General features: G+C 49.6%; 24 protein-coding genes. 19 read left to right on the top strand and 5 right to left on the bottom strand.

The annotated features are described in order from the left end of the window. Positions 1-41: 41 nt before the first annotated feature. Positions 42-1235, bottom strand: a complete 1194-nt coding sequence (locus tag WMO65_RS17250) for a metallophosphoesterase (RefSeq protein WP_148392097.1) — start codon at positions 1233-1235, stop codon at positions 42-44. A 141-nt stretch (positions 1236-1376) separates the two neighbouring features. Here WMO65_RS17250 and WMO65_RS17255 point away from each other — a divergent pair, with 141 nt between their 5' ends. The 3 genes from WMO65_RS17255 to WMO65_RS17265 are packed head-to-tail and all read left to right on the top strand — an operon-like array spanning position 1377 to position 3334. After that, positions 1377-2672 (top strand): DNA polymerase Y family protein, encoded by a 1296-nt coding sequence (locus WMO65_RS17255; RefSeq protein WP_148392098.1) that lies wholly within the window; start codon positions 1377-1379, stop codon positions 2670-2672. Position 2673: 1 nt separating this feature from the next. After that, the gene (locus tag WMO65_RS17260) at positions 2674-2868 is read left to right on the top strand and encodes a hypothetical protein (RefSeq protein WP_054353512.1); all 195 of its coding nucleotides are present in this window, start codon (positions 2674-2676) and stop codon (positions 2866-2868) included. A 22-nt stretch (positions 2869-2890) separates the two neighbouring features. Next, positions 2891-3334, top strand: a complete 444-nt coding sequence (locus WMO65_RS17265) for a GNAT family N-acetyltransferase (protein ID WP_033142510.1) — start codon at positions 2891-2893, stop codon at positions 3332-3334. Between the two features lie 108 nt (positions 3335-3442). On the opposite strand, the gene WMO65_RS17270 is transcribed toward WMO65_RS17265, so the two are convergent. Together WMO65_RS17270 and WMO65_RS17275 are read right to left on the bottom strand one after the other, a co-directional pair. Continuing rightward, a complete protein-coding gene (locus tag WMO65_RS17270) occupies positions 3443-3964 on the bottom strand; it encodes an ECF transporter S component (RefSeq protein ID WP_033142509.1) in 522 nt (173 codons plus the stop codon). A gap of 115 nt (positions 3965-4079) precedes the next feature. Continuing rightward, positions 4080-4652, bottom strand: a complete 573-nt coding sequence (locus WMO65_RS17275) for a xanthine phosphoribosyltransferase (protein WP_033142508.1) — start codon at positions 4650-4652, stop codon at positions 4080-4082. A gap of 264 nt (positions 4653-4916) precedes the next feature. On the opposite strand from WMO65_RS17275, the gene WMO65_RS17280 reads away from it, so the two are divergent. The 15 genes from WMO65_RS17280 (at position 4917) to WMO65_RS17350 (ending at position 18684) form a co-directional block, all read left to right on the top strand. Further along, positions 4917-5147: a hypothetical protein gene (locus tag WMO65_RS17280; protein ID WP_033142507.1), complete on the top strand. Its 231-nt coding sequence runs from the start codon at positions 4917-4919 to the stop codon at positions 5145-5147. An 81-nt stretch (positions 5148-5228) separates the two neighbouring features. Then, entirely contained in the window at positions 5229-5603 is a 375-nt protein-coding gene (locus tag WMO65_RS17285) for a metal-sensing transcriptional repressor (protein ID WP_033142506.1), read from the top strand. Positions 5604-5634: 31 nt separating this feature from the next. Beyond that, entirely contained in the window at positions 5635-6477 is an 843-nt protein-coding gene (locus WMO65_RS17290; protein ID WP_033142505.1) for an Mrp/NBP35 family ATP-binding protein, read from the top strand. 363 nt (positions 6478-6840) lie between these two features. Further along, the gene (locus tag WMO65_RS17295; RefSeq protein WP_033142504.1) at positions 6841-7068 is read left to right on the top strand and encodes an HPr family phosphocarrier protein; all 228 of its coding nucleotides are present in this window, start codon (positions 6841-6843) and stop codon (positions 7066-7068) included. Between the two features lie 23 nt (positions 7069-7091). Then, positions 7092-7283 (top strand): hypothetical protein, encoded by a 192-nt coding sequence (locus WMO65_RS17300; RefSeq protein WP_148392099.1) that lies wholly within the window; start codon positions 7092-7094, stop codon positions 7281-7283. A gap of 82 nt (positions 7284-7365) precedes the next feature. Then, a complete protein-coding gene (locus WMO65_RS17305; RefSeq protein ID WP_148392100.1) occupies positions 7366-9738 on the top strand; it encodes a helicase C-terminal domain-containing protein in 2373 nt (790 codons plus the stop codon). 41 nt (positions 9739-9779) lie between these two features. After that, on the top strand, positions 9780-10547 hold the full coding sequence (locus WMO65_RS17310) for a hydroxypyruvate isomerase family protein (protein ID WP_148392101.1): 768 nt from the start codon (positions 9780-9782) through the stop codon (positions 10545-10547). Between the two features lie 124 nt (positions 10548-10671). After that, a complete protein-coding gene (locus tag WMO65_RS17315) occupies positions 10672-11043 on the top strand; it encodes a RidA family protein (protein ID WP_033142544.1) in 372 nt (123 codons plus the stop codon). Between the two features lie 175 nt (positions 11044-11218). Beyond that, positions 11219-11992: a class I SAM-dependent methyltransferase gene (locus WMO65_RS17320; RefSeq protein WP_320998329.1), complete on the top strand. Its 774-nt coding sequence runs from the start codon at positions 11219-11221 to the stop codon at positions 11990-11992. After that, complete coding sequence (locus tag WMO65_RS17325; RefSeq protein ID WP_148392102.1) at positions 11985-13679, top strand: methyltransferase domain-containing protein; 1695 nt, start codon at positions 11985-11987, stop codon at positions 13677-13679. The genes WMO65_RS17320 and WMO65_RS17325 overlap by 8 nt, the downstream gene beginning before the upstream one ends. A gap of 4 nt (positions 13680-13683) precedes the next feature. Next, positions 13684-14634, top strand: a complete 951-nt coding sequence (nikB, locus tag WMO65_RS17330) for a nickel ABC transporter permease (RefSeq protein WP_033142499.1) — start codon at positions 13684-13686, stop codon at positions 14632-14634. Further along, the gene (gene nikC / locus WMO65_RS17335; protein WP_118594125.1) at positions 14631-15470 is read left to right on the top strand and encodes a nickel transporter permease; all 840 of its coding nucleotides are present in this window, start codon (positions 14631-14633) and stop codon (positions 15468-15470) included. Before nikB ends, nikC begins: the two co-directional genes overlap by 4 nt. 2 nt (positions 15471-15472) lie before the next feature. Next, positions 15473-17056, top strand: coding sequence for an ABC transporter substrate-binding protein (locus WMO65_RS17340; protein ID WP_148392103.1), 1584 nt, complete (start codon positions 15473-15475; stop codon positions 17054-17056). A 53-nt stretch (positions 17057-17109) separates the two neighbouring features. Continuing rightward, the gene (locus WMO65_RS17345) at positions 17110-17925 is read left to right on the top strand and encodes an ABC transporter ATP-binding protein (RefSeq protein ID WP_330641565.1); all 816 of its coding nucleotides are present in this window, start codon (positions 17110-17112) and stop codon (positions 17923-17925) included. A 3-nt stretch (positions 17926-17928) separates the two neighbouring features. Further along, positions 17929-18684: an ABC transporter ATP-binding protein gene (locus WMO65_RS17350; protein WP_033142496.1), complete on the top strand. Its 756-nt coding sequence runs from the start codon at positions 17929-17931 to the stop codon at positions 18682-18684. 10 nt (positions 18685-18694) lie between these two features. On the opposite strand, the gene WMO65_RS17355 is transcribed toward WMO65_RS17350, so the two are convergent. Both WMO65_RS17355 and WMO65_RS17360 read right to left on the bottom strand, forming a co-directional pair. Further along, on the bottom strand, positions 18695-19576 hold the full coding sequence (locus WMO65_RS17355) for a LysR family transcriptional regulator (RefSeq protein WP_103731774.1): 882 nt from the start codon (positions 19574-19576) through the stop codon (positions 18695-18697). A 95-nt stretch (positions 19577-19671) separates the two neighbouring features. Next, positions 19672-20895, bottom strand: coding sequence for an MFS transporter (locus WMO65_RS17360; protein ID WP_033142494.1), 1224 nt, complete (start codon positions 20893-20895; stop codon positions 19672-19674). A 574-nt stretch (positions 20896-21469) separates the two neighbouring features. Between WMO65_RS17360 and WMO65_RS17365 the strand changes: the two genes are divergently transcribed. Beyond that, positions 21470-25237, top strand: coding sequence for a phosphoribosylformylglycinamidine synthase (locus WMO65_RS17365; RefSeq protein WP_148392104.1), 3768 nt, complete (start codon positions 21470-21472; stop codon positions 25235-25237). The last annotated feature ends 9 nt before the right edge of the window (positions 25238-25246 follow it).

The raw sequence follows: 25246 nt of genomic DNA on the forward strand, positions 1-25246 counted from the left end.
GCAAGAGTAGGAGCTGCCGGTTCTTTTAAAAACGCAGTGTGTTATTTTGTGAAATAGACATCAATGATCATGACCTCAGCGTCTGTTCCCACACGCATGGCCGGTCCCCAGACGCCTACACCGGAGGTTACATAGGAGTACATGTTGTCCTTTTTTAACTCGCCGCAGGAGTTTTCCCACATGAGTTTTGTGGTCAGGTTACCCGGGAACATCTGTCCGTCATGGGTGTGGCCGGAGAGGTCTATGTCGCAGCCGGCATCTGCCAGCTCCTGAAGCTGTTTGGGCTGATGGTCAATGACCAGTATGGGTTTGTCCCGGTCCAGATCCTGCAGCAGGTCTTCCGGGGACAGGCGGTCTTCCTTCATCTTTTTGGAGCGCTGGGGGTCCTTGCGGCCTGCCAGATAGAAAGAATCGTCAATGAGGACTGCCTTGTCATCCAGAATCCGGATGCCGGACTGTTTCAGGAAATCATCCATCCGGGTGTCTGTGTGCTGGCCGTTTTTGATGGGGACTGTGAATCCGGCCAGGAGTTTTTCCTTGAAGTCGTGATTGCCCCAGCAGGCATATACGCCATAGGTGCTCTTTATCTCCTTTAAGATGGAAATGGTTTTTTCCGGGTACTGCACAGCGTCATATTCGTTGTCGAAGAAGTCACCGGCAATGCAGACCAGGTCCACATGTTCAGCGTTTATTTTGTCTACCATGGATTTTACATGGTAGGTGCCGATGCTGTAGCCCAGGTGAAGGTCCGCAGTCAGGGCGATTCTCAGATGGTCCAGTTTTCCGCCGGATTTTTCCACTTGGGCCTCATAGTGGTTTACATAGACCTTGTGTTCGTGGATGATTCCGTAGGCACTCAGGCAGATGATGAGGCAGGCAGCCACACCGCCGCTCAGGATAAAGGTGCTCCTTTTGGAAGGAGTTTCCTGTTTGATCCGGTTTGTATGTCTCAGTATGATCCTTACCAGGTCAAAGATAAGAATGATAAGTACAATATACAAAAATGTGCCCAGCCAGTAGTTGAAAAGACGTTTCAGCCAGCTGTGCCAGGGATTGGCAGAGACCAGATAGGAGGTCAGGGGCGTCAGGCACATGAAAATATAAATGCTGAGAAAAACCACCCGGAATGGCCGGGACTTCAAATGTCTGTGGCAGGTGCCTGTCCAGCGGATGATCCAGCGGACAACATAATAATTGATCAAGAGATAAAATGGTGCGAGTATGATAGCCAGCATAGCAGACTCCTTTTGTGGGTTCAGTTTATTTCTTCCAGAATAGAATAGGTTGGAAGTTTTGTCAAGTATTTACATAGAACATATGTTCTGATATAATAGAGATTAAGAAAGATTAAGGAAGAGCAAGGAAGTGGGATAGAATTGGAGAACGTCATTTTTCATATTGATGTAAACAGTGCATTTCTCTCCTGGGAGGCAGTTTACAGGCTGAAAAACGGAGGGAGTGTGGACCTTCGTGAAATACCAAGCGCAGTGGGCGGGGACAAGTCGAAAAGGCGGGGTATCATTCTTGCAAAATCCATTCCGGCCAAGGCATTCGGCGTCAGGACAGGGGAGCCTATTGTGGACGCCATGCGGAAATGCCCGTCCCTGACGATTATTCCTTCACATCACGGGATGTACAGGGAATTTTCCAAACAGTTTATGGATATCCTGAGAGAATATACGCCGGAGGTGGAAAAATACAGCATTGACGAGGCATTTATGAATATGACAGGTATGGAGCGGCTGCTGGGAGACCCCGTGGCCTTTGCCTATAAACTCAAGGACCGTATTAAAACAGACCTGGGATTTACTGTAAATATAGGAATCTCCAGCAATAAGCTTCTGGCAAAAATGGCATCTGATTTTCAGAAGCCGGACAAGGTACACACCCTGTTTCCGGAGGAAATTCAGGAGAAGATGTGGCCTCTTCCCGTATCTGAGCTGCTGTTTGTGGGAAGGTCCACGGAAAATACGCTGAAGAAGCTGGGAATCTATACCATCGGAGATTTGGCTGCCGCGGATGTGGAAATTCTGAAGCATCATCTGAAAAAACACGGGGAAGCTATCTGGAATTCAGCCAACGGCAGGGACAGTGCAGTGGTGGAGGCAGTGCAGGAGGATAACAAGGGATACGGCAACAGCACAACCATAGCGTTTAACGTGGTGGATGAGGATACCGCCAAGCAGGTGCTGCTTTCCCTGTGTGAGACAGTGGCATCCAGGCTGCGCAGCGACGGCATGAAGGCTGAGGTGGTATCGGTCACGATCAAGGACTATGAACTGCAGTCGGTCTCTCACCAGACCGTGCTGAGAGCGCCTACCAATATTACCTCAGAGCTTTACCTGCAGGTTTGCAGATTGTTTGATGAGCTGTGGGACGGAGCACCGATCCGTCTTCTGGGCGTGCGGACAAGCCGTGTTTCCAGAGAAGAAAGCGGGCGGCAGTTGTCCTTGTTTGACCATACGGATTATGATAAACTGGAAAAGATGGACCAGGCGGTGGATGAGATCCGCAGGAAATTCGGGACAGGGTCTATTATGCGGGCATCTTTCCTGAAACAGCCCATCGAAAATATGGCCGGAGGCCATCCGGAGGGTAAACTTCCGGCTCCTGAGATAAGTGCCGCCGAGGGCATAACCCAAAACTGGGAGAAGAAAGAGAAGGAAGAGTAAAATGAGCGGGATAGTGGAAGAATTCGTAAACGGATACTGTAAGAACTATGATATGGCCAGGAGCGCCATATGCGAATTTGTACAGGATGAATATGGACTGCATTTTGACAGGATCGACTGTGATTACGGTAAGTGTCCCCACAGCGGAAACTGTGAGATGATGAAAAAAGTTTTTGAAATGGAAACAGAAAAATAGCAGAGAAAGGACAATCGTATTTATGCTGACGATCAGAGATATCAGAGAAGAAGACAGAGAGATATTCTTTAAGATGGAGAAAGAATTTTACGGCGGGGAGGCATGCATCCACACAGTGCCCCAGGAGCATTTTGAAGCAACACTTCAGGAGTGCCTGAGAAGCAGGGAGCATGCCAGAGTACTGATGCTGGAGGATGAAAGCGGTGTGGTTGGATATCTGCTCCTTGCCTTTACCTTCAGCAACGAGGCCGGCGGCCTTACGGTATGGCTGGAAGAGCTGTATTTTATGGAGAACGCCAGAGGAAAAGGATACGGCAGTGAGGTCTTTGCCTGGCTGGAGCAGGAATATGCCCATGCAAAGAGATTCCGCCTGGAAGCCACATACAGCAATAAAAGAGCGATCGCGCTGTATGAGAGGCTGGGATATGAAGAGCTGCATTATTTTCAGATGATAAAAGATTTATAAGATAAAAAAGATGCGGTTTGGATCGCACTGCGGCTGTCGTCTGGGAACAAAGAGCCGCGGCATCCCGGCCGCATCTTTTATGTGATGTAAAATTTTGTTATTCAGATATCACGCTGAGGCAATCATACGTTTAATGTCAGGTACCGCTGTGAGAAGCGGGTAGAGGATCAGGGAGATGATCAGTCCGCTGGCACCCTGGATCAGATTGGAGGGAACGCTCAGGAAAGCGGCTGTGCCGTATAGGAAGAATTCACAGAGACAGTAGCCGCCTGCCACGAGAACCATATCAATGATTCCGCCTGCAAAGACGCCTGCCCAGGCTGTTTTACTGTCTTTTGCTATTTTTTTATAGGCAAGGGCAGCGAACAGTGCAACCAGACCCTTGATGGCAAAGGTGATGGGAACATAGACAAAGTATCCGCCCAGCAGGTCGGCCAGACAGGAACCGATTCCCGCTGCCAGGAATCCGTAGGCAGGCCCCAGAATGATTCCGGCCAGAATGACAATGGCATCTCCGGGATGAATGTAACCGCTGGTACCCGGTGTGGGAATGCGGATGGACATGGTGGCAACACAGGCCAGTGCCGCGAAAAGTGCGGTCATTACTATCTTTTTCGTTTTGTTTTCCATAAAACCACTCCTTTATATAGACTTTCTTTTACCCAATATAGCGGAAAATTGGCATTCTATAAAGAGCCAGTTTCATAAAAAAAGAGCAGTCCAGTTTTGGACTGCCCCGTAAAACCTAGTCGCGGAAGGTGAGGGAATCATCGCTCATGGAATCCACGATCGCCAGGGATTCCACACGGATGCCTTTTTCTCTCAGCGCGTCTCCTCCGTGCTGGAAGCCTTTCTCAATGACGATGCCGGCCCCTTCCAGGGTTGCGCCCGCTGTCTCCACAATCTCAATGAGGCCCTGGAGCGCGCATCCGTTAGCCAGGAAATCATCAATAATGAGCACATGGTCTTCAGGCTGCAGGAATTTTTTTGATAATATTACATCATATACTTTTTTATGAGTAAAGGACTGGACTTTGGTGGTGTACATCTCACCGTCCAGATTCAGGCTCTGGGCTTTCTTGGCAAATACGACCGGGACGCCGAAATACTGTGCCACGATACAGGCAATGCCTATGCCGGAGGCCTCGATGGTCAGGATTTTAGTGATAGGGGAGTCGGCAAATCTGTTTTTGAACTCTTTGCCAATCTCGTTGATGAATGGTATATCCATCTGGTGGTTCAGGAAGCTGTCCACCTTCAGTATATTACCCGGCTTTACCGTGCCGTCTTTTAGAATACGCTCTTTTAAAAGCTGCATTTGAATTCCTCCCTGATTTTACGTGTCGGAAGCTGCGCCCTATGCTGCCGTATAAGGCAGATGTCAGAGGCCTTCCGTTTTTTCTGGTAACTATCATAATACGATATTTATCCTGGCTTGGCAATTTGTTTTTAAATTTTTTGTAAAATATGAGGGAAAAATGACACAAAATCTGCACGATTGTGATAAGATATAAGAAATTGGATTAAGACTGTCTACATGGAACGGCAGGTTCTGTGCGGCACCAGGAAAGGAAGAAAAGATATGAAAACATATGAAGTGATACATGAGATATTTAACCAGTGTCCCGGAAACCATTCCAGGGATAATTTCATCCGGGAAGTGGATATGGAGAGTCCCGAGGTATGGCTGGAGGCAAAATTCAGGTCTGAGAAAGAACTCCGCATGGAGAAAACAGAGAAGGAAGACGGGAGTGTGGTCTATGATGTGATGACAGCGGATGTACATCAGAGATTTACATTTTCGGAAATTTAGTTTCTTATATTATAAACAGGGAAGGCGTTGCTTTTTTTTCTGGGTTTGATATAATAGAGAAAGCGCGAGGAGGAAACCACAATGGAAGAGACAAAACATGTCCATACACACAGTCTTCCGGACGGTACAGTGATTGAGCATGTGCATGAAGATGCCGGCGCACAGGGGCATGGGCACTCCCATTCCCATACTCACACCCACACCCATACCAAGGCGGTGCTGAACCGTTTGTCCAGAGCCATCGGCCATCTGGAATCCATCCGCCGCATGGTGGAGGACGGCAGAGACTGCAGTGAAGTGCTGATACAGCTTTCGGCAGTGAAGGCGGCCATCAACAATACGGGAAAGGTGATCCTGCAGGATCATATTGAGCACTGTATCGTGGATGCAGTGGAGAGCGGGGATAAAGAGGCCCTGGAAGAATTAAATAAAGCCATTGACAGGTTTATGAAATAAAGTATAAACCGCAGTGGGAAAGGAAAGAATCATGAGTGAAGAAAAGAAACAATGCGACAGCAAGAGCTGTGATAAAAAAAGTTGTGAGGGATGCAGCCATGCAAACGGCGGCGGAATCCCCAAAGAAGAGCTGAATGCATATTCCGATATTAAAAAGGTTATCGGGGTTGTCAGTGGAAAAGGCGGCGTAGGCAAATCCTTTGTGACTGCGTCACTGGCCAATGAGATGGCATCCAAAGGTTACCGTGTGGGTATTCTGGATGCGGATATCACAGGGCCTTCCATTCCCAGGATGTACGGCATCAAAGGTTCTGCGACAGCAGATGACAACGGCATTTATCCGATTCTGACAAAGAATGATATTAAAATTATGTCCATCAATCTGCTTCTGCCGCAGGAGGAGGCTCCGGTCATCTGGAGAGGTCCGATCCTTGCCAACATGGTAAAGCAGTTCTGGACAGATGTTATATGGGGCGAGCTGGATTATCTGTTCGTGGATATGCCTCCGGGAACCGGAGATGTTCCGCTGACTGTGTTCCAGTCTCTGCCGGTGGACGGTATTGTCATTGTGTCATCTCCCCAGGATCTGGTGCATATGATTGTGAGAAAAGCTTACAACATGGCCAAGATGATGAATGTGCCGGTGATCGGTCTGGTGGAAAACTACAGCTTTGTAAAATGTCCTGACTGCGGTAAAGAGATTTACGTGTTCGGTGAGAGCAAAGTGGACGCTATCGGCGCGGAACTGGGTGTTCCGGTTATTGCCAAGATGCCTCTGGAGCCTGAACTGGCTGCCATTGTGGACGCCGGCGGTTATGCGGACGTCATCAATGAATATCTGAAAGGCTCCCTGCAGTATCTGCCGAAAGCCTGAGAAATGCAGGTGTGCAGCCTGAAAATGTGCGGCAGTAAGCACTTACAGAGGGCAGGAAACGGATACAGTGACAAAATTTGGGTGCCTGATTTAGGAATATTTCTCTGTGTAAAATGAAAACTGGTATATCATGGATAAAGGGAAACGTCAATCTGCACAGTTTAGACAAGTTTCGACAAAAATATTCCTGTTCTTTTTACTAAAAAACGTGGGAAAACAGCGGCTTTTGGTGAAGAAAGGAAAATTATGTCGAAATATTGACAAAATCAGGAAGAACTGTCATAATACGTCCTAACAACAAAGAATCAAGACATAACTAAAATATCAGTTGGCGTGTTGTTTCTTAAAGAAAGGATGGTAAATATGGTACAACGCCAGATTAAGCTGAACGAGACAGGCGACGTGAAAGAGTTTGTCAGCGAAGCGAGCAAATGTGAATTTGATATCGATGTTTTTTACAACAGAGTAATCATTGATGCGAAGTCAATCCTTGGGGTTTTGAGCATGGATTTGACGCGTGTGCTCACAGTAAGATGCAATGGGCATGATGAGAGATTCGATAGGTTTCTGGACAGATATGCGATTGCTTAGAGGGGGATTTCTCAGGAACTGATATGTTAATTTTTGAGCGGAAGAACACCGTTGGTGGGGCTTCCGCTCTTTTTTTGTTTGTGGAGACAACAGGTTGGTGGACGGGTAAGCGCACCGCCCACAGGAATTCCCTTCCCCCTCCCGCTTCCGCCGCGCTTACCCTGGGGCTGGCTGTGGTATGGGTGAAAAAAGAGGAGGGGAGTGAAAAAGATTGAAGAGAATAGGGCGGAGATGGAAGAAGAGGCTTTGGGGGAGAGGGGATGTACAGGAACATAGGTTCTGTGTTAGAATAAGGGTATGGATGAGATGAAGGAAGTTATCAGGATATCGGTTAGGAATCTGGTGGAGTTTATACTGCGCAGTGGGAATTTGGATAACCGGAGGACAGTGTCTGCGGACCGGGAGGCTATGAGGAAAGGGAGTAAGGTACACCGGAAAATACAGAAGCAGATGGGGCTGTCTTATCGGGCAGAGGTTCCCCTGGTGTGGGAGGAAGAATTTGATGAATTTGTTGTCCGGCTGGAAGGCAGGGCAGATGGGATCATAGAGGAGAAGGATGGAGTTACCATTGATGAGATCAAGGGTGTTTACAGGGATCTGGAATTCCTGGAGGAGCCGGTGCCGGTTCATAGGGCACAGGCTATGTGTTATGCCTATATTTACGGGACGCAGAAGGAATTAGAAAAGATCGGGGTGCAGATGACGTATTGCCAGCTGGAGACGGAACAGGTGAAGCGCTTCCGGGAAGAGATGTCTGTGTCTGCGCTGAAAAAGTGGTTCTCGGATTTGATGGGGCAGTATTATAAATGGGCTTATTTTCAGTATAAAAGAAGGATGGAACGCAGGGAGTCCATGCAGGGGCTGGAGTTTCCTTATGTGTATCGGGAGGGACAGAAGAATCTGACAGCCGGGGTCTATCACACATTCAGGAGCGGGAAACAACTGTTTATTCAGGCGCCTACCGGGATTGGGAAGACTATGGCAGCCCTTTTTCCGGCTGTGCGGGCTGTGGGGGAAGGTTATGGAGATAAGATTTTCTATCTGACAGCCAAGACGATCACCAGGACGGTGGCGGAGGAGGCGTTTTCTATTCTCAAAGGGAAAGGACTGTCGTATAAGACACTCACGATCACCTCCAAGGAAAAAATGTGCCTGATGGATGAGGTGGAGTGTAATCCTGAGAAGTGTCCTTATGCCAATGGGCATTTTGACAGAGTGAATGACGCGGTGTATGAGCTTCTGACAGAGCAGGACACGTATCAGCGGGAGGAACTGCTTATGCAGGCACGGAAGTGGCAGGTGTGTCCTTTTGAGATGTGTCTGGATACTTCCACCTGGGTGGACGCGGTGATCTGTGATTATAATTATGTGTTTGATCCGAATGTGTATCTGAAGCGGTTTTTTGGGGATGGCGTGAAGGGGGATTATCTGTTTTTGATTGACGAGGCCCATAACCTGGTAGACCGGGGAAGGAATATGTACAGCGCGGTGCTCTGTAAAGAGGATTTTCTGGAAGTGAAGAAAGCAGTGAAGGAGCACAGCAGAAAGCTGGAGAGGATTCTGGAAAAGTGTAATAAGGTTTTGCTGGAATATAAGAGGGAGTGCCAGGATGAGTACAGGGTAATGGAAAATATAGGGGCGCTGGCGCTGCAGCTTATGAATCTTCTGGGAGAGATGGAAAATTTTCTGGAGAGAGAGCAGGAGGAAAAGGTGCGCATTACTGTGCTGGAGTTTTCCTTTGCAGTGCGGCATTTTTTAAATATGTATGATCTGGTGGATGAGAACTATGTGATCTATACGCATCACGGGGCAGAGGGGAGATTTTATCTGACATTGTTCTGTGTGAATCCCAAGGTGAATCTGCAGGAGTGTTTGAATAAGGGGAGAGGAAGCGTGTTCTTTTCCGCTACGCTGCTGCCTATGGGATATTACAGGTCGCTCTTCAGCACCAGGGAGGATGATTATGCCATCTGCGCAGCGTCCCCGTTTCCGCGGGAGAATCTGAAGCTCCTCATTGCCAGGGATGTGAGCAGTAAGTATACCAGGCGGGGGGAGGAGGAGTATGGTAAGCTGGCGCAGTATATTCTGCAGACCGTAACCGTGAAGAGGGGGAATTATATGGTGTTTTTTCCTTCTTACCGGATGCTGCAGGATGTGTATGAAATCTTTGAGGAGAAGAGTCTGGGGATGGGGCTGGAGTGTGTGCTGCAGTCAGGAAATATGACCGAGGGGGAGAAGGAAGCGTTTCTGGAACGGTTTGAGGGAGAATCGGATGGGACGCTGGTAGGATTTTGTGTGATGGGCGGTATTTTTTCGGAAGGGATAGATCTGACCGGGGAGAAGCTGATCGGGGCAATTCTGGTGGGGACAGGGCTGCCGCAGGTGGGGTATGAGAGGGAGATTTTGAAAAATTATTATGATGAGAAGAATAAGGCGGGGTTTGAGTATGCCTACAGATATCCTGGGATGAATAAGGTGCTGCAGTCCGCCGGGAGGGTGATACGGACGAAGGAGGACAGAGGGGTTGTGCTGCTTTTGGATGAGAGATTTCTGCAGAGGGCCTATAGGGAGTTGTTTCCGGGGGAATGGGAAGGGTATGAGGTTTGTTCGTTGGGGGATGAGAGGGAGAGGGTGGAAAAATTTTGGGAGGCCGAGACCCGGGACAGGTGATACAGGTTATGCTGACTTACTGACAAAAGGAGGGAAACGATTTGAAGATTTCTGTGTGCGTGGACGCAGTCTATGCAGGAAAAGACATGAGGGATGCCATTGATGATGTGCTGGCAAACGGGCTGGATACCATTGAATTTTGGGGCTGGGAGGATAAGGATATACAGAAGCTCAGGGAATACCAGGAAGAAAAAGGGTTCTGTGTTGCGGCATTCTGTACAAAATTCATCAGCCTTATGGACCCTATGCTTCGCAGTGACTATGTGAAAGGACTGGAGGAGACGCTGGACATTGCAGAGCGTTTAAACTGCAGATGCCTGATAACACAGACCGGGGCGGATACAGGGGCAGGCAGGGAACTGCAGAGAAAGTCACTGGTGGAAGGACTGAAAGCCTGTGCGCCTCTGTTGGAAAAGAAAGGGGTCACCCTGGTGGTGGAGCCGCTGAATCTGAGAGTGGACCATCGGGGATATTTTCTCTCCGGTTCGGATGAGGCGGCAGAGATCATAAAAGAGGTGGGAAGTCCAAATGTAAAAATGCTGTTTGACATCTATCATCAGCAGATCACAGAGGGAGATCTGGTCCGGAGGATCCGGGAGTATCTTCCATATATAGGGCATTTCCACGCGGCAGGTAATCCGGGACGGCATGAGCTTTATCAGTCGGAGATCAATTACCCCTATGTATTTCAGGCAATCGAGGACGGGGCATATGAGGGTTACATGGGACTGGAATATTTCCCGGAGGACGTGCCGGGGACAGGACTTGCCTACGCAAAGAAGTTGGCGGGAGGGCTATATCGGCAGTAAATTCTGGGGGCATACAGAGGAAACAGCGTTACTTTGACTTGACCGTTCCCTTTTGGAAACGTATAATATATACATTCCCCGGGATAAAAGGGGAAGATTTGTAATTCAGAAGGGAGATATTTTTATGAAGGTAGTAAGCACAGATAAGGCTCCGGCGGCGATCGGACCATATTCACAGGCAATGATTTTAAACGGTGTGGTTTTCACATCCGGCCAGATTCCCATTGACCCGGCTACAGGTGAGATCACAGCCAAGACTATCGAGGAGCAGGCAGAACAGGTGATGAAGAACCTGGGCGAAGTGCTGAAAGAGGCGGGAAGCAGCTATGAGAAGACAGTTAAGACAACCTGTTTTCTGTCAGATATGGGCGATTTCGCAGCATTCAATGAAATATATGGAAAATATTTCACAGGCAAACCAGCACGCTCCTGCGTGGCAGTAAAGACTCTGCCTAAGAATGTGCTGTGCGAAGTGGAAGCCATCGCTGAAATTTAACAAAAATGCGGATATTGAAATGCCATAATCCCCCCATGGGGCTTGTGGCATTTTTTTTGTTCTGATAAAGTAAAGTGGTCAGGATATCAAAAGGCTCCGGGGCAGGGGGACTGTCTTGTTCTGCCCCGAAACCTTTTGATATCCTTGAGAGTATATAAAGGACGGAAGAATGAAAATGCTGTTGGAAAAAATAGAAAAATACTGGAGTACCCGCACGGAGGGGTATTCCGAAGTGAATCACAAGGAGCTGGAGGGAATGCAGAAAGAAGCCTGGCTGGATGTGCTGGAGGCAGAATTTCCCAAGATGCCCAAGGAGGAAATCAAGATACTGGACATTGGCACAGGCCCGGGCTTTTTCCCCATGATCCTGGCAGAGGCGGGATACCGTGTCACTGCAGTGGATTATACAAGGGAGATGCTTCATAAGGCTATGGAAAACGCGGGCAGTCTGTGTGAAAGGATTGACTTTTACCGGATGGATGCCCAGAACCTCGGGTTTGAGGACAATACTTTCGATGTGGTGATCTCCAGAAACCTGACCTGGAATCTGGAAAAACCGTGGCAGGCTTACAGGGAATGGTACCGGGTGCTGAAACCCGGCGGCAGGCTTTTGAATTTTGATGCCAACTGGTACGGCTATCTCTACGATGAGGAAAAGCGGAAGGCCTATGAGCAGGACAGGAAAAATGTGGAGCAGCATAGCCTGGATGATCATTACCTGTGTACAGATATTGACGCCATGGAGCAGATCGCCCTTGAGATGCCCCTGTCCGCCAAAACGCGTCCGGGCTGGGATGCAGAGATATTAAAAGAAACAGGATTTGCCGAGATACATACAGATACGAAGGTCTGGGAACGGGTCTGGAGTGAAGAGGAGAAGCTGAACTACGGCTCCACACCCATGTTTATGATTCATGGACGGAAAGGGGACAGCAAAGTTTATGCTTAATACGAAAACATTTACGATTGGCAATATGAAAGCGGGACCGGGGGAATCCTGCAGTGGATTACTGGAACTGGCGGAGGGAAAATTTAAACTGCCGGCAGCTATTTTAAACGGAGAAAAGCCGGGGAAGACCGTTCTCATCATGGCTGGTGTCCATGCTGGGGAATATGTGGGCATACAGGCAGCCATGGAGCTGGCGGAAAAACTGAAAATAAAGAAGATCAACGGGACGGTGGTGATCGTCAAGGTCATATGCAGGGAGGCATTTGAATGCAGGGGCGGAAGCCTGGGTGTGGAGGATGGAAAGAACCTGAACCGGGAATTTCCCGGAGATCCCGAAGGAAGTGCCACACAGCAGCTTGCCTGGGCAATCACCCGGGAATTGTTTCCGGCGGTTGATTTTTGTATTGACTTACACAGTGGTGACGATTATGAGCAGCTTACCCCTTATGTGTATTATGCGGGTAAGGCCGAAGAACGTGTTGTGGCAATGTCAAGAAAAATGGCAGAGCAGGTGGACGTGCCCTACATGGTGCGCTCCACGGTTGCCACAGGCGGTGCCTACAACTATGCAGCGCATATGGGAATTCCCGGCATTCTCATAGAGAGAGGCGGCATGGGCGGCTGGACCATGGAGGAAGTCCGCTCAACCAGAAGGGATGTGCGGAATGTCCTCTGCTCTCTAGGTATCTACGAGGGACAGAGGGATTACCGCATCTATTATCCTCTCGATGTGGTTGATATCCGATACCAGGCTGCATCCGCCACAGGCTTCTGGTATCCCTATAAGATGCCGGGAGATATGATCCAGGGAGGCGAGGTCCTGGGTACGGTAAAGGACTATGAGGGAAATGTGACGGAAGTCTGCCGTGCGGAATGCGACGGCGTTATCCTCTACCAGACAGGCAGCCTGCAGGTACTGGAAAACGGTCCCATGATCGCATACGGAAGGATCGTCAGGAATTTTGACGACAGAAAAGAGCGGATCACGGAATACTGGGCAAAGCGCAGTGAGAGCTTCATGGAGCAGAGGCGCAGAGAGCTGAAAAGCCCCCTTGCGGACCGCTGGCTCAGGGAGATAGGACGAAAACTTCCGGACAGGAAGAACCTGAAAATCCTGGACGTGGGATGCGGATCCGGCTTCTTTTCTATCCTGCTGGCCAGGTTGGGCCATGAGGTGACAGGGACGGATCTGACCCCTGAGATGATCGTCAATTCCAAACAACTGGCCAGAGAGGAAAATGTGTCCTGCCGTTTCCTGGTCATGGATGCGGAGAAACTGGAATTTGAGGACAACAGCTTTGATGTTGTCATTTCCAGGAACCTGACCTGGACGCTGCCCCATGTGAAGGAAGCCTATGAGGAGTGGGGAAGGGTGTTGAAGGAAGGGGGAATCCTTCTGAATTTTGATGCCAATTACGGTGCCAGCAATTTTGCGGACACCTCGGAACTGCCGGGTAACCATGCCCATCACACCCTGGGAGATGAAATGATGCAGGAGTGTGAGGAGATCAAGCGCCAGCTTCCCATCAGCTCCCTGGTCCGTCCGGCCTGGGATGTGGAGACTCTGGGACAGATGGGATTTGAGGAGCTTTTCATTGATCTGGGGATCAGCAGGCGGATCTATCTGGAAAAAGATGAGTTTTATAACCCTACACCGATTTTCATGATCTGCGGCAAAAAGGAATGAGGAGATGAAAAAGTATATCGTAAAAAGGCTTCTGCAGCTGATTCCCATTCTGATAGGAATCACACTGCTGTCCTTTATTCTGATGCAGGCCTCTGCCATGGACGCAGTGGATGTGATGGAGCAGAACACGGGAGGAGCCATGTCTGAGGCGGAGAAAGCGGCAGCCAGGGAAGAGCTGGGACTGGACAAGCCGCTGCCGGAACAGTATGTTGTATGGCTGAAAGGCGTGCTCACCGGTGACATGGGGAAATCCTTTGTGTCGGGACAGCCGGTGTTTACTACCTTTGTATCCAAGCTTCCGGCTACCATTGCACTGGCAGTTACTTCTCTTTTACTGACTGTGCTGATCTCTATTCCCTGCGGAATCCTGTCGGCTGTAAAACAAAACCGTTTTTGGGATTATCTCATCCGGTTTCTGAGTTTTATCGGGAATTCCCTGCCGAATTTTTTTGTGTCTCTGCTGCTCATATACTTCTTTTCCCTGAAACTCGGCTGGTTTCCTGTTATGGGGAATGCCCGGGGGTGGAAGAGCATCATTCTGCCCACGTTTACCCTGGCACTTGCAATGGCAGCAAAATACACCAGGCAGGTCCGGGCCACAGTGCTGGAGGAATTGAATAAAGAGTATGTGCAGGGCGCACGGGCACGGGGGGTGCGGGAAAACAGAATCCTCTATTTCAGTGTCCTGAAGGCATCCATGCTGACCATAGTGACGCTTCTGGCCTTGTCCATTGGTTCCCTGCTTGGGGGGACAGCCATTGTGGAGTCCATATTTATGTGGGACGGCGTGGGAAAAATGGCTGTTGACGCCATAACCATGCGTGATTATCCGGTCATTCAGGCGTATGTTATCTGGATGGCTGTCATCTATGTACTTGTGAATCTTGTCACAGATATCATTTACTGCTGTCTGGACCCGAGAATCCGTATGGGACAGGAGGAGGCAGGAGGATGAAGAGAGACTATACAAAGCTGAAATGTATTATTTTGTCCATCCTGGTGGGACTGCTGCTTCTGGCCGCGGTTTTTGCTGATCATATCGTTCCCTATGACCCCTATGCCCAGGACCTGGAGCATGCACTTCTGCCGCCCGGCGGTGCGCACCTGCTGGGAACAGACCGGTATGGAAGAGACATGCTTTCCCGGGTGATCATGGGAGGGCAGACCACCATATTTTCCTCCCTGCTGCTGGTGCTGATCATTATGACAGTGGGAACCATGATCGGGGTGTTCTGCGGTTATAACGGCGGAAAAACAGATACGGTGCTCATGAGGATATCAGATGTCTTCCTGGCATTTCCGGGCATGGTCTTTGCCATTGCCGTCGCCGGTGTCACAGGAGGAGGCATCATCAATGCAGTTGTAGCTCTGGCCTGTATATCCTGGCCGAAGTATGCAAGGATCGCCAGGAGCCAGGTGATGGCCATGAAGGAGGCGCCGTTCATTGCGGCAGCCCGGCTGTCCGGCTCCGGGACATGGAAGATCATCAGAAAACATATGCTGCCCAATATTGCGGGGCCTGTTCTGGTCACCGGTGTCCTGGATATAGGCACTATGATGATGGAGATCGCCGGCCTGTCCTTTTTGGGACTAGGGGCAGTTCCTCCGATCGCAGAGTGGGGATCCATGATGAGCAGCGGAAGAAGCATGCTCCAGACGTCCCCGTGGGTGATCCTTGCACCGGGCTTTGCAATATTTTTCACGGTCATGTTATTTAATTTGTTAGGCGATACGGTGCGGGACGTGATGGACCCGCGCAGAAATAAGAGACAGAAGAGAAAAGGAGACTGAAAATGCGTAAAAAGAGACTGTTTCATAAGAAAGCCGGTGCTGTACTTCTGCCGCTCTGTCTGGCGGCAGGGCTTTTATCCGGCTGCGGAGGCGGCAGCACAGATACGAAGACAGAAGATAATGCCTCAGCAGGGGAGAAGGTCTTTTATTACGGGGATACCACATTCAATGCGGAGAATGATGAATCGGATGTCAATCCCCACAACGGCTATTCCGGATGGGCGTGTATCCGCTATGGCATCGGAGAGACTTTATTCAAATATTCCGATAAAATGGAACTGGAACCATGGCTTGCCGCGGAATATGAAATGACAGATGAAAATACCTGGAAGATCACCCTGCGGGACAATGTGACATTTTCCAGCGGACGCAGGCTGGATGCGCAGGCGGCGAAAGAATGCATGGATGACCTGGTGAGCGTCCATGAAAGAGCAAAGGGAGATCTGAAGATCAAGGAGATTTCCGCAGACGGACAGATTCTGACCATCACCACAGAGGAACCTGTCCCGGCACTGATCAATTATCTGTCAGACCCGTACGGCTGTATAGTGGATATGGAGGCCGGTGTATCAGAGGATGGAAATATTGCTGGTACCGGTCCTTATATTGCTACAGAGGTCAAAACAGATACAGGGCTTACCTTAGTGAAAAATGAGAACTACTGGGATGGGGAGCCGAAGCTGGATACCATCCATGTGAAGACCATTTCTGACGGGGATACCATGACCATGGCCATGCAGTCAGGCGAACTTGACGCTGCCTACGGCCTTCCCTATGCCAGTCTGCCGCTGTTTGCAGAGAAGCCCTACACCATTTCCTCTGTGGAGACGTCCCGTTCCTTTTTCGGACAGATGAATTATGACACGCCGGCACTTCAGGATGAAAAGGTAAGAAAAGCCATTGCCATGTCCATTGACAAGGAAAATTTCACGAAAACGCTTCTTGACGGAAACGGAACTGCTGCAGAAGGCCCCTTCCCGGCAAACTTTGCCTTTGGCGATGACACCGTGACAGCGCCGAAATACAATCCGGAGGAAGCAAGAAAATTGCTGGAAGAGGCCGGCTGGAAGGACAGCGACGGAGACGGATATGTGGACAAAAACGGGGAGAATCTCACCATCCGCTGGGTGACATATCCAAGCCGTCAGGAACTTCCGCTGCTGGCAGAATCTGTGCAGGCCACCATGAAAGAGGTGGGGATCAAAGTGGACGTAAACTGTTCCGCGGATTTCCAGAGCTTTCTGGACAAAGGGGAGTGGGATATTTATGCGGGAGCGTTCGTCTGTGCGCCCACAGGAGACCCGGAATATTTCTTTACCACACACTGCCTGGATGAATCCTCCAAAAACCGCGGCGGTTACCACAGCGACAAGCTGCAGGCATTGGAAGAGGAAATGAAGTCTGCGTTTGACACAGAGAAACGCGCAGAGCTGGCAACACAGATGACGCAGACCATCCTGGATGACAATGCGTTTATTTTCGCTTCCCATCTGAAAATGTCAATCGTATCCGGCGAAGGTGTCACAGGCCTGGAAGCGCATCCCTGTGATTATTATGAGATCACAGTAGATTTGGATAAAAATTAAACGGCGGCTGTTGGGGCAGCGCAGTAAGTGCGCTTACCTGCGGAATCGCTGCCGTGAACAGTACAAAAGAAAGGACTGGAAATATGGGACAGCCGATTTTATCTGTGGAACATCTGCAGGTGTGTTATACGGGAAAACCTGTTCTGGAGGATGTCAGCCTGACCCTGTTGCCGGGGCAGATCCTGGGGATCGTAGGGGAGAGCGGCAGCGGGAAAAGCACACTGATCAGAGCTGCTATGGGGCTTCTGGGCAGCGACGGGGCAGTGACAGGCGGCAGCATCCGGTATAAGGATAAAAATGTTACGGGGCTTAAAGGGGAAGAATTGCGTAAACTGCGGGGACCTCAGATGGGAATGGTTTTCCAGAACACAGGTGCGTCCCTTTGTCCCATACGCACCATAGGAGACCAGCTTTACGAGGCAGTTCTTCAGCACGAGAAAGTATCCAGGCAGGAGATCAAAGAACGGGCCATGGACTTGTTTGATAAGATGAAGCTTGCTGACGGGGAGAGGATCTTAAACAGCTATCCTTTTGAACTGTCGGGAGGCATGAACCAGAGGGTGGGCATCATGATGGCCATGATCCTGCATCCGGACCTTCTCTTTGCAGATGAGCCCACCAGTGCCCTGGATGTGACCGTCCAGGCACAGGTGGTGCGGGAAATGATGAAGATGAGGGAACTATTCGGTACAACGATTGCTATCGTCACCCATAACATCGGCGTTGTGGAATACATGGCAGATAAAGTGGCTGTCATGTATCAGGGCAGACTGGTGGAGTATGGGGATACAGATGCAGTGATGCACCATCCCCAAAAAGAGTATACCCGCAGATTGATCAATGCGGTACTGCGGATTCACAGAGGTTAAGGCATGGGAAAAATACTGGAAGTAAAAGACCTGAAAAAGACATTTTATAAGGCAAAAAAGGCATATCCGGCTGTGAATGGCGTGAGTTTTTCGGTAAGCGAAGGTTCCTGTGTGGGAATCGTGGGTGAGAGCGGCTGCGGAAAAAGCACAACAGCCAGAATGATCACGCATCTTACAAAACCGGACGCGGGAAGTGTTCTTCTGTATGGACAGGAGATGGTGGGAGCCGGAAGAAAACAACGGAGGGAATTGTATAAAAATGTGCAGATGGTATTCCAGACACCCCAGGATTCTTTTGACCCCAGGTGCAGTCTGGGTGACGGTATCATGGAAGGCATGATCAATTACGGGATGAAGAGAAAAGATGCCAAAGAGAAGATGAAAGAGCTGCTTTCCATGGTGGAGCTGGAGGAGACATATGCAGCCCGCTTTCCCCATGAGGTCAGCGGCGGCCAATGCCAGAGGGCAGCCATTGCAAGGGCACTGGCAGTAGAACCGGGTCTGCTCATCTGCGATGAGGCAACCAGTGCCCTTGATGTGACGGTGCAGTCCCAGATCATAGGGCTGCTCCAAAAGCTGAAAAAGGAGATGGGGCTTTCCATCCTGCTGATCTGCCATGACCTGGCGCTGGTACAGAATTTCTGTGACTATGTGCTGGTGATGTATCAGGGCATGATCGTGGAGGAAGGGACTCCGGATGAGGTGATCATGCATCCGAAAGAGGAATATACAAAGTTATTGATAGATTCTGTCTTGTGAGACGAAAAAGTCAGGTGCCGTCAAAATATTTCAGAAATTCATTTGCTGCCGCGGAGGTACTCTGCTGTTCGGTGTAAGCCAGAACCAGGTGTCTTTCGGGCAGCTCTTCTTTTATTTCAAGCCGGTACAGGCCCTTTTTCCTCTGTTCCAGGACGAAATCCGGGACAAAGGCAATCCCAAGGCCAATGTATGCCAGGTCCAGAAGCAGGTCATTACTGGACAGCTCCACCTCAGGCGTCAGGTTCAGGCCTTTCTGCAGGAACAGGCTGTGCAGGAATTCACTGGTGGTGCTTTTCTTGCTGAGCATAAGGAGGGGATACCGGTGCAGCTCAGTCAGGGAGAGCTTTTGATCCGTAAAATCAAAGTAATGCTTATTGGCGGCAAAGACATCCCGGAAAGTCAGAATTGTCTTGTAGTGCTCTTTTATCCTGAGCCTTGAATTGGGATAGTTGCAGACAATGAAGTCCACCTGTCTGTTTTCCAGCAGTTCCACGCATCCGATGGAAGTGGCATTGGTGACCTTGATATGGATATCCGGGAATTCCTGGTGGAAACGCCGCAGATACGGCACCAGAAAATATCTGCAGATGGTGTCGCTGGCACCGATCCGCAGAGGCGCCTCCGCGGAAGCTGTGTGCATGAGCTGGTTCTCACCCTGAAGAAGCAGAGAGACTGCCGGCTGTACATGGCGGAAAAGAGTTTCCCCCTCTGGTGTCAGCTCCACTTTTTTGGTGTTTCGGACAAAGAGGGGGTGGCCCAGCTTCTGTTCCAGGGATTTTACAGACTGGCTCACAGCCGATTGTGAGATAAAAAGCTGCCTTGAGGCCTCCGAAAAACTCAGTGTGGAAGCCACGTGATAAAATACTTTATAGAGTTCAAAGCTGATATCCATAAAAATCCTCCGTTACCGGGTTTATACCCGGCTTCCTGAAAATCCTTCATTACCGGGCCTATTCCTGGCTTTTTGAAGATATCCCGTTGCCGGGGCTATTCCTGGCTTCTTAAGTTTGGAGCGGAAGTATCCGCTGCCTTTTCCTTTGCAGAGTTCTTCTGCAGTCCAAGCATGACAAGGAACAAAACAGCCGGGAATATGAGAGCAGCCAGAATTCCTGTCTTCATGGAACCCACTGCATCTGTGACAAATCCCACAACTGAAGGGCCCGCAGAGCATCCTACATCACCGGCAAGGGCAAACATGGCGTACATCATGGTACCGCCGCCCCGGCACAGCACGGCTCCCAGAGAGAAAATTCCGGGCCACATCAGACCCACAGAGAAACCGCACAGCGCGCATCCTGCCAGAGACAGAAGCGGAAGGGGGGACAAACTGGTAATGAGATACCCCACAATACATAGAGCACTGGTTCCAAGCAGGCCGTGACGGATATTCAGCTTATCGCCCTTGATACCATACAGAAGCCTGGAAAGTCCCATGAAAAATGCAAAGGCGCAGGGGCCGAGAAGGTCACCCACGGTTTTGCTCACACCAAGGCCGTCCTCTGCAAACAGGGAAGACCACTGGCTCACTGCCTGTTCCGATGCACCGGCGCAGATCATCAGCAGAAAAAGAACCCAGAAGATACCGCTTTTGAAGATGCCTCCGGGAATCTTCGTCTCCTCGTCATCCCCCTCGATGCTGTAGATAGGGATTTTGAAAAACATCAGGCAGGTGAACAGCGGAACCAGTGCCCACAGAGCCGGAAGGTACCGCCAGGAATCAATGCCGATCACAACAAAGAACAGGGTGGATAGAATCACCACACCCATATGCCCCCAGCAGTAGAAGGAGTGTAAAAGGCTCATGGCGGATTCTTTATTCTCACTTGGGCAGGCCTCCACAATAGGACTTACGATAACTTCCAGGATTCCGCCGCCGATGGCATTGAATGCCATACAGATGAGGATACCCACATAGGCATTGGGCAGAACAAAGGGAAGCCAGGTAAATCCTGTAAGTCCCAGGGTGGTGACCAGAAAGGACGTGATCCCCACAGAACGGTATCCCACCTTTTTTATGATTCCCGGTGCCAGAAAATCTATGAGTATCTGGATACAGAAGTTTACGGTGATCAGCAGGCTGATCTTCTCAAGAGAGATGCCGAACTGGTTGTGAAAGGTGAGGAATAAAAGCGGCGGCAGGTTGTTGACGATCGCCTGGGTGATATAGCCCAGGTAGCAGCCGTAGATCGTGTGTTTTGCGGTCAGTTTCATGTTTGAATCTCCTTAGTAAATGTTGGTAACTTACTTGAGTTTAGCAAAGGGGGAGGGGCAAGTCAACTGGTTTTGTGAGAAAACCGGAAGATGGGGGGCATGTGGGCGGCATGCGGACGGAAGAGTACGGGAGGGGGTCCGGGGAGCCATATGCCTGCGGGCGAAGCGTTTCGCTGCCACGGAGCTAACCTGCTCCCAGTTACTAAATTCATCGGCAGTGGCCTCTTCATTAAGTAACTGGGGCAGGTGGATCTCCGCGGCGCTCCACTAGACATCGCCCGCAGGCATATGGCTCCCCAGACCCCCTCCCGTACTCTTCCTGTTCTTGGCTGCGGGAACAATTTTCTGGAATTATAAAATGAAAAAAATAAATTAAAAAACGAGTTTGCATATTAGTAGTAATTATAAAAAATATAAGATATATTAATTTTATTAATGAAGTAATCCATGTTATGATAAGTAAGAAAGCGGCCGGAGAGGAGTATAATTCCTGGCTGGTGCTGAATAACACAATTCATAAGAAACCGCAATGCAGGTTTTGGTGTGCCGAAGAAAAAGGCAGAAAGGAGCCAACATGAGCAGTGTAAGACGTGTCTATGTAGAGAAGAAGCCGGCATTTGCCGTACAGGCAAAGGAGCTTGCCCATGAGATCAGTACGTATCTGGGTATTAAGGATGTGGCGGGAGTCCGCGTTCTGATTCGCTACGACGTAGAAAATATTTCCGATGAGGCATTTGAGAAAGCATGTAACTGTGTATTTTCCGAACCTCCGGTGGATGTATTATATCAGGAAACCTTTGAGATGAAGGAAGGGGACAGAGTATTTTCCGTAGAGTTCCTTCCGGGACAGTTTGACCAGAGAGCAGATTCCGCTGTACAGTGTATACAGTTCTTAAAGGCAGACGAGGAGCCTATTATCCGCTCCGCCACCACCTATGTTATTGAAGGAAATATTACTGACGGGGAGTTTGAGGCTGTTAAAGAACACTGTATCAACCCGGTGGATTCCAGGGAAGCAGAGGCAGCAAAACCGGAAACACTGGTTACAAACTTTGAAGACCCTGCAGATGTAAAGATTTTTGAGGGATTCCGCCAGATGCCTGAGGCAGAGCTGAAAGAGCTGTATGCATCCCTGAATCTTGCCATGACATTCAAGGATTTCCAGCACATCCAGAACTATTTTATAAATGAAGAGGAACGTGATCCGTCCATGACAGAAATCCGTGTACTGGATACCTACTGGTCAGATCACTGCCGCCACACTACCTTCTCCACAGAGCTGAAGAACGTGGAATTCGGTGAGGGCGATTACAAAGAGCCTCTCGTAAAAACTTACGAGAAATACCTGGCTGACCGTCAGGTGATCTACAAAGACAGAGACGATAAGTTCGTATGCCTTATGGACCTGGCTTTGATGGCTATGAAAAAATTAAAAGCAGAAGGCAAGCTGGAGGATCAGGAAGAGTCCGATGAGATCAACGCCTGCAGTATTGTTGTTCCTGTTGATGTGGACGGCAAAGAAGAGGAATGGCTGATCAACTTCAAAAATGAGACTCACAACCATCCGACAGAGATCGAACCCTTCGGTGGTGCGGCTACGTGCCTCGGCGGTGCTATCCGTGATCCGCTGTCAGGACGTACCTATGTATACCAGGCTATGCGTGTGACCGGTGCGGCAGACCCGACAGTATCTGTTAAAGATACCATGAAAGGAAAACTGCCTCAGAAAAAACTGGTCAGAAGTGCAGCACATGGCTATTCATCTTACGGAAACCAGATCGGTCTTGCAACCGGATATGTAAAAGAAGTATATCATCCGAATTATGTTGCCAAACGTATGGAGATTGGTGCCGTACTTGGCGCTGCTCCGAGACGTGCAGTTATCCGTGAGAATTCTGACCCTAATGATATCATCATCCTGCTGGGCGGACGTACCGGACGTGATGGCTGCGGCGGTGCTACAGGCTCATCAAAAGTGCACACAGAAGAATCCATTGAGACCTGCGGAGCTGAGGTGCAGAAAGGAAACGCGCCGACGGAGAGAAAGATTCAGAGGCTGTTCAGAAGAGAAGAAGTAAGTAAGATCATCAAGAAGTGCAACGACTTTGGTGCAGGCGGTGTATCTGTTGCCATCGGTGAGCTGGCAGCGGGACTGCAGATCGACCTGGATAAAGTACCGAAGAAATATGCCGGCCTTGACGGAACAGAGATTGGTATCTCTGAGTCTCAGGAGCGTATGGCAGTAGTGGTTGATCCGAAAGATGCAGAGCAGTTCCTGGCTTATGCAAAAGAAGAGAACCTGGAGGCTGTTCCTGTGGCTGTTGTCACAGAAAGCCCGCGTCTGGTGATGAACTGGAGAGGAAAAACGATCGTTGATCTCTCCAGAGCATTCCTGGATACCAATGGTGCCCATCAGGAAACAGATGTATTTGTTGATGTTCCAAGCAAAGAAGGAAACATTCTGGATCGCGCAGAGGAGTCCGCAGATGTGAAAAAACGCTGGCTGGATACTCTGGCTGACTTAAACACCTGTTCTCAGAAAGGACTGGTGGAGATGTTTGACGGTTCCATTGGAGCCGGCAGTGTATTCATGCCTTACGGCGGAAAATACCAGCTCACCGAAACACAGACAATGGTTGCAAAAGTTCCGGTATTAAATGGCAGCACAGAAACTGTCACCATGATGAGCTATGGATTTGATCCGTATCTGTCAAGCTGGAGCCCATACCACGGAGCTGTGTATGCAGTGACGGAATCTGTTGCCAGAATTGTGGCTGCAGGCGGTGATTACAGCAAGATTCGTTTCACATTCCAGGAATATTTCCGCAGAATGACAGAAGACCCGCACCGTTGGAGCCAGCCTTTTGCCGCACTGCTGGGTGCTTACGCTGCACAGCTGGGATTCGGACTTCCTTCTATTGGCGGTAAGGATTCCATGTCAGGAACATTTAATGATATTGATGTTCCTCCTACACTGGTATCCTTTGCGGTGGATGTGGCAAAACAACGAGATGTCATCACACCGGAACTGAAATCCCCGGGACATAAGCTGGTGTGGCTGCGTGCGCCGAAAGCAGAGTATGACCTTCCTGATTTTGAGGCACTGAAAGATCAGTACGCAAAACTCCATGAGGACATTCAGGCCGGACGTGTTGTGGCAGCTTATGCCATTGACCGTCAGGGTATCGCTGCGGCTGTGAGCAAAATGGCATTTGGTAACCAGATGGGTGTGAAGATTGAGCACAATGTGGACGAGAGAGACCTGTTCAGCGCAGGTTTCGGCGATATTATCTGCGAAGTAAAAGCAGAGAAAGTGGGCGAGCTGGCTATCACTTACACTCTGATCGGTGAAGTGACAGACAAGGCGGCCATTGAATATAAAGACGTGAAGATTTCCATGGCAGAGGCTTTGGAAACATGGAAAACACCGCTGGAGAAAGTTTTCAAAACACGCTCCGGTTCCGAGACCGACGATATTACAAAAGATGAGGACAGAGGCCTGTACAATGCCGAAAGTATTCATATCTGCTCTCATAAGATTGCACAGCCCACTGTATTTATACCGGTATTCCCGGGAACCAACTGTGAATATGACAGTACAAAGGCATTTGAGAGGGCCGGTGCAAAAGTTATCACAAAAGTGTTTAAGAACCTGGATGCAGCAGATATCCGTGACTCTGTGGACGCTTTTGAAAAATCCATTGACCAGGCACAGATCATCATGTTCCCGGGCGGATTTTCCGCAGGTGATGAGCCGGACGGTTCCGCAAAATTCTTCGCCACTGCATTTCAGAATGCGAAGATCAAAGATGCGGTTATGAGACTGGTAAATGAGAGAGACGGTCTTGCCCTTGGTATCTGCAACGGTTTCCAGGCCCTTATTAAGCTGGGACTGGTTCCGAACGGTGAGATCACCGGACAGACTGCAGATTCACCGACGCTGACATTTAACACCATCGGACGCCACATTTCCAAGATGGTTTATACAAAAGTGGTTTCCAACAAATCTCCATGGCTTCAGAAAGCTGTGCTGGGCAATGTATATACGAACCCGGCATCTCATGGAGAAGGACGTTTCGTGGCAAGTGATGAGTGGCTGCAGAAACTTTTCGCCAACGGCCAGGTAGCTACCCAGTACTGTGATCTGGACGGCAATGTGACCATGGATGAAGAGTGGAATGTAAACGGCTCCTATGCATCCATCGAGGGTATCACAAGCCCTGACGGACGTATCCTGGGCAAGATGGCCCACAGTGAGCGCCGCGGGTGCGGGGTAGCCATGAATATCTATGGCGAGCAGGACATCCGGATCTTTGAATCCGGGGTGGAATATTTCAAATAATCAGAAAAA

This window comes from Blautia caccae (genome assembly GCF_040095955.1).
In the GTDB taxonomy this organism is placed as follows: Bacteria; Bacillota; Clostridia; order Lachnospirales; family Lachnospiraceae; genus Blautia; species Blautia celeris.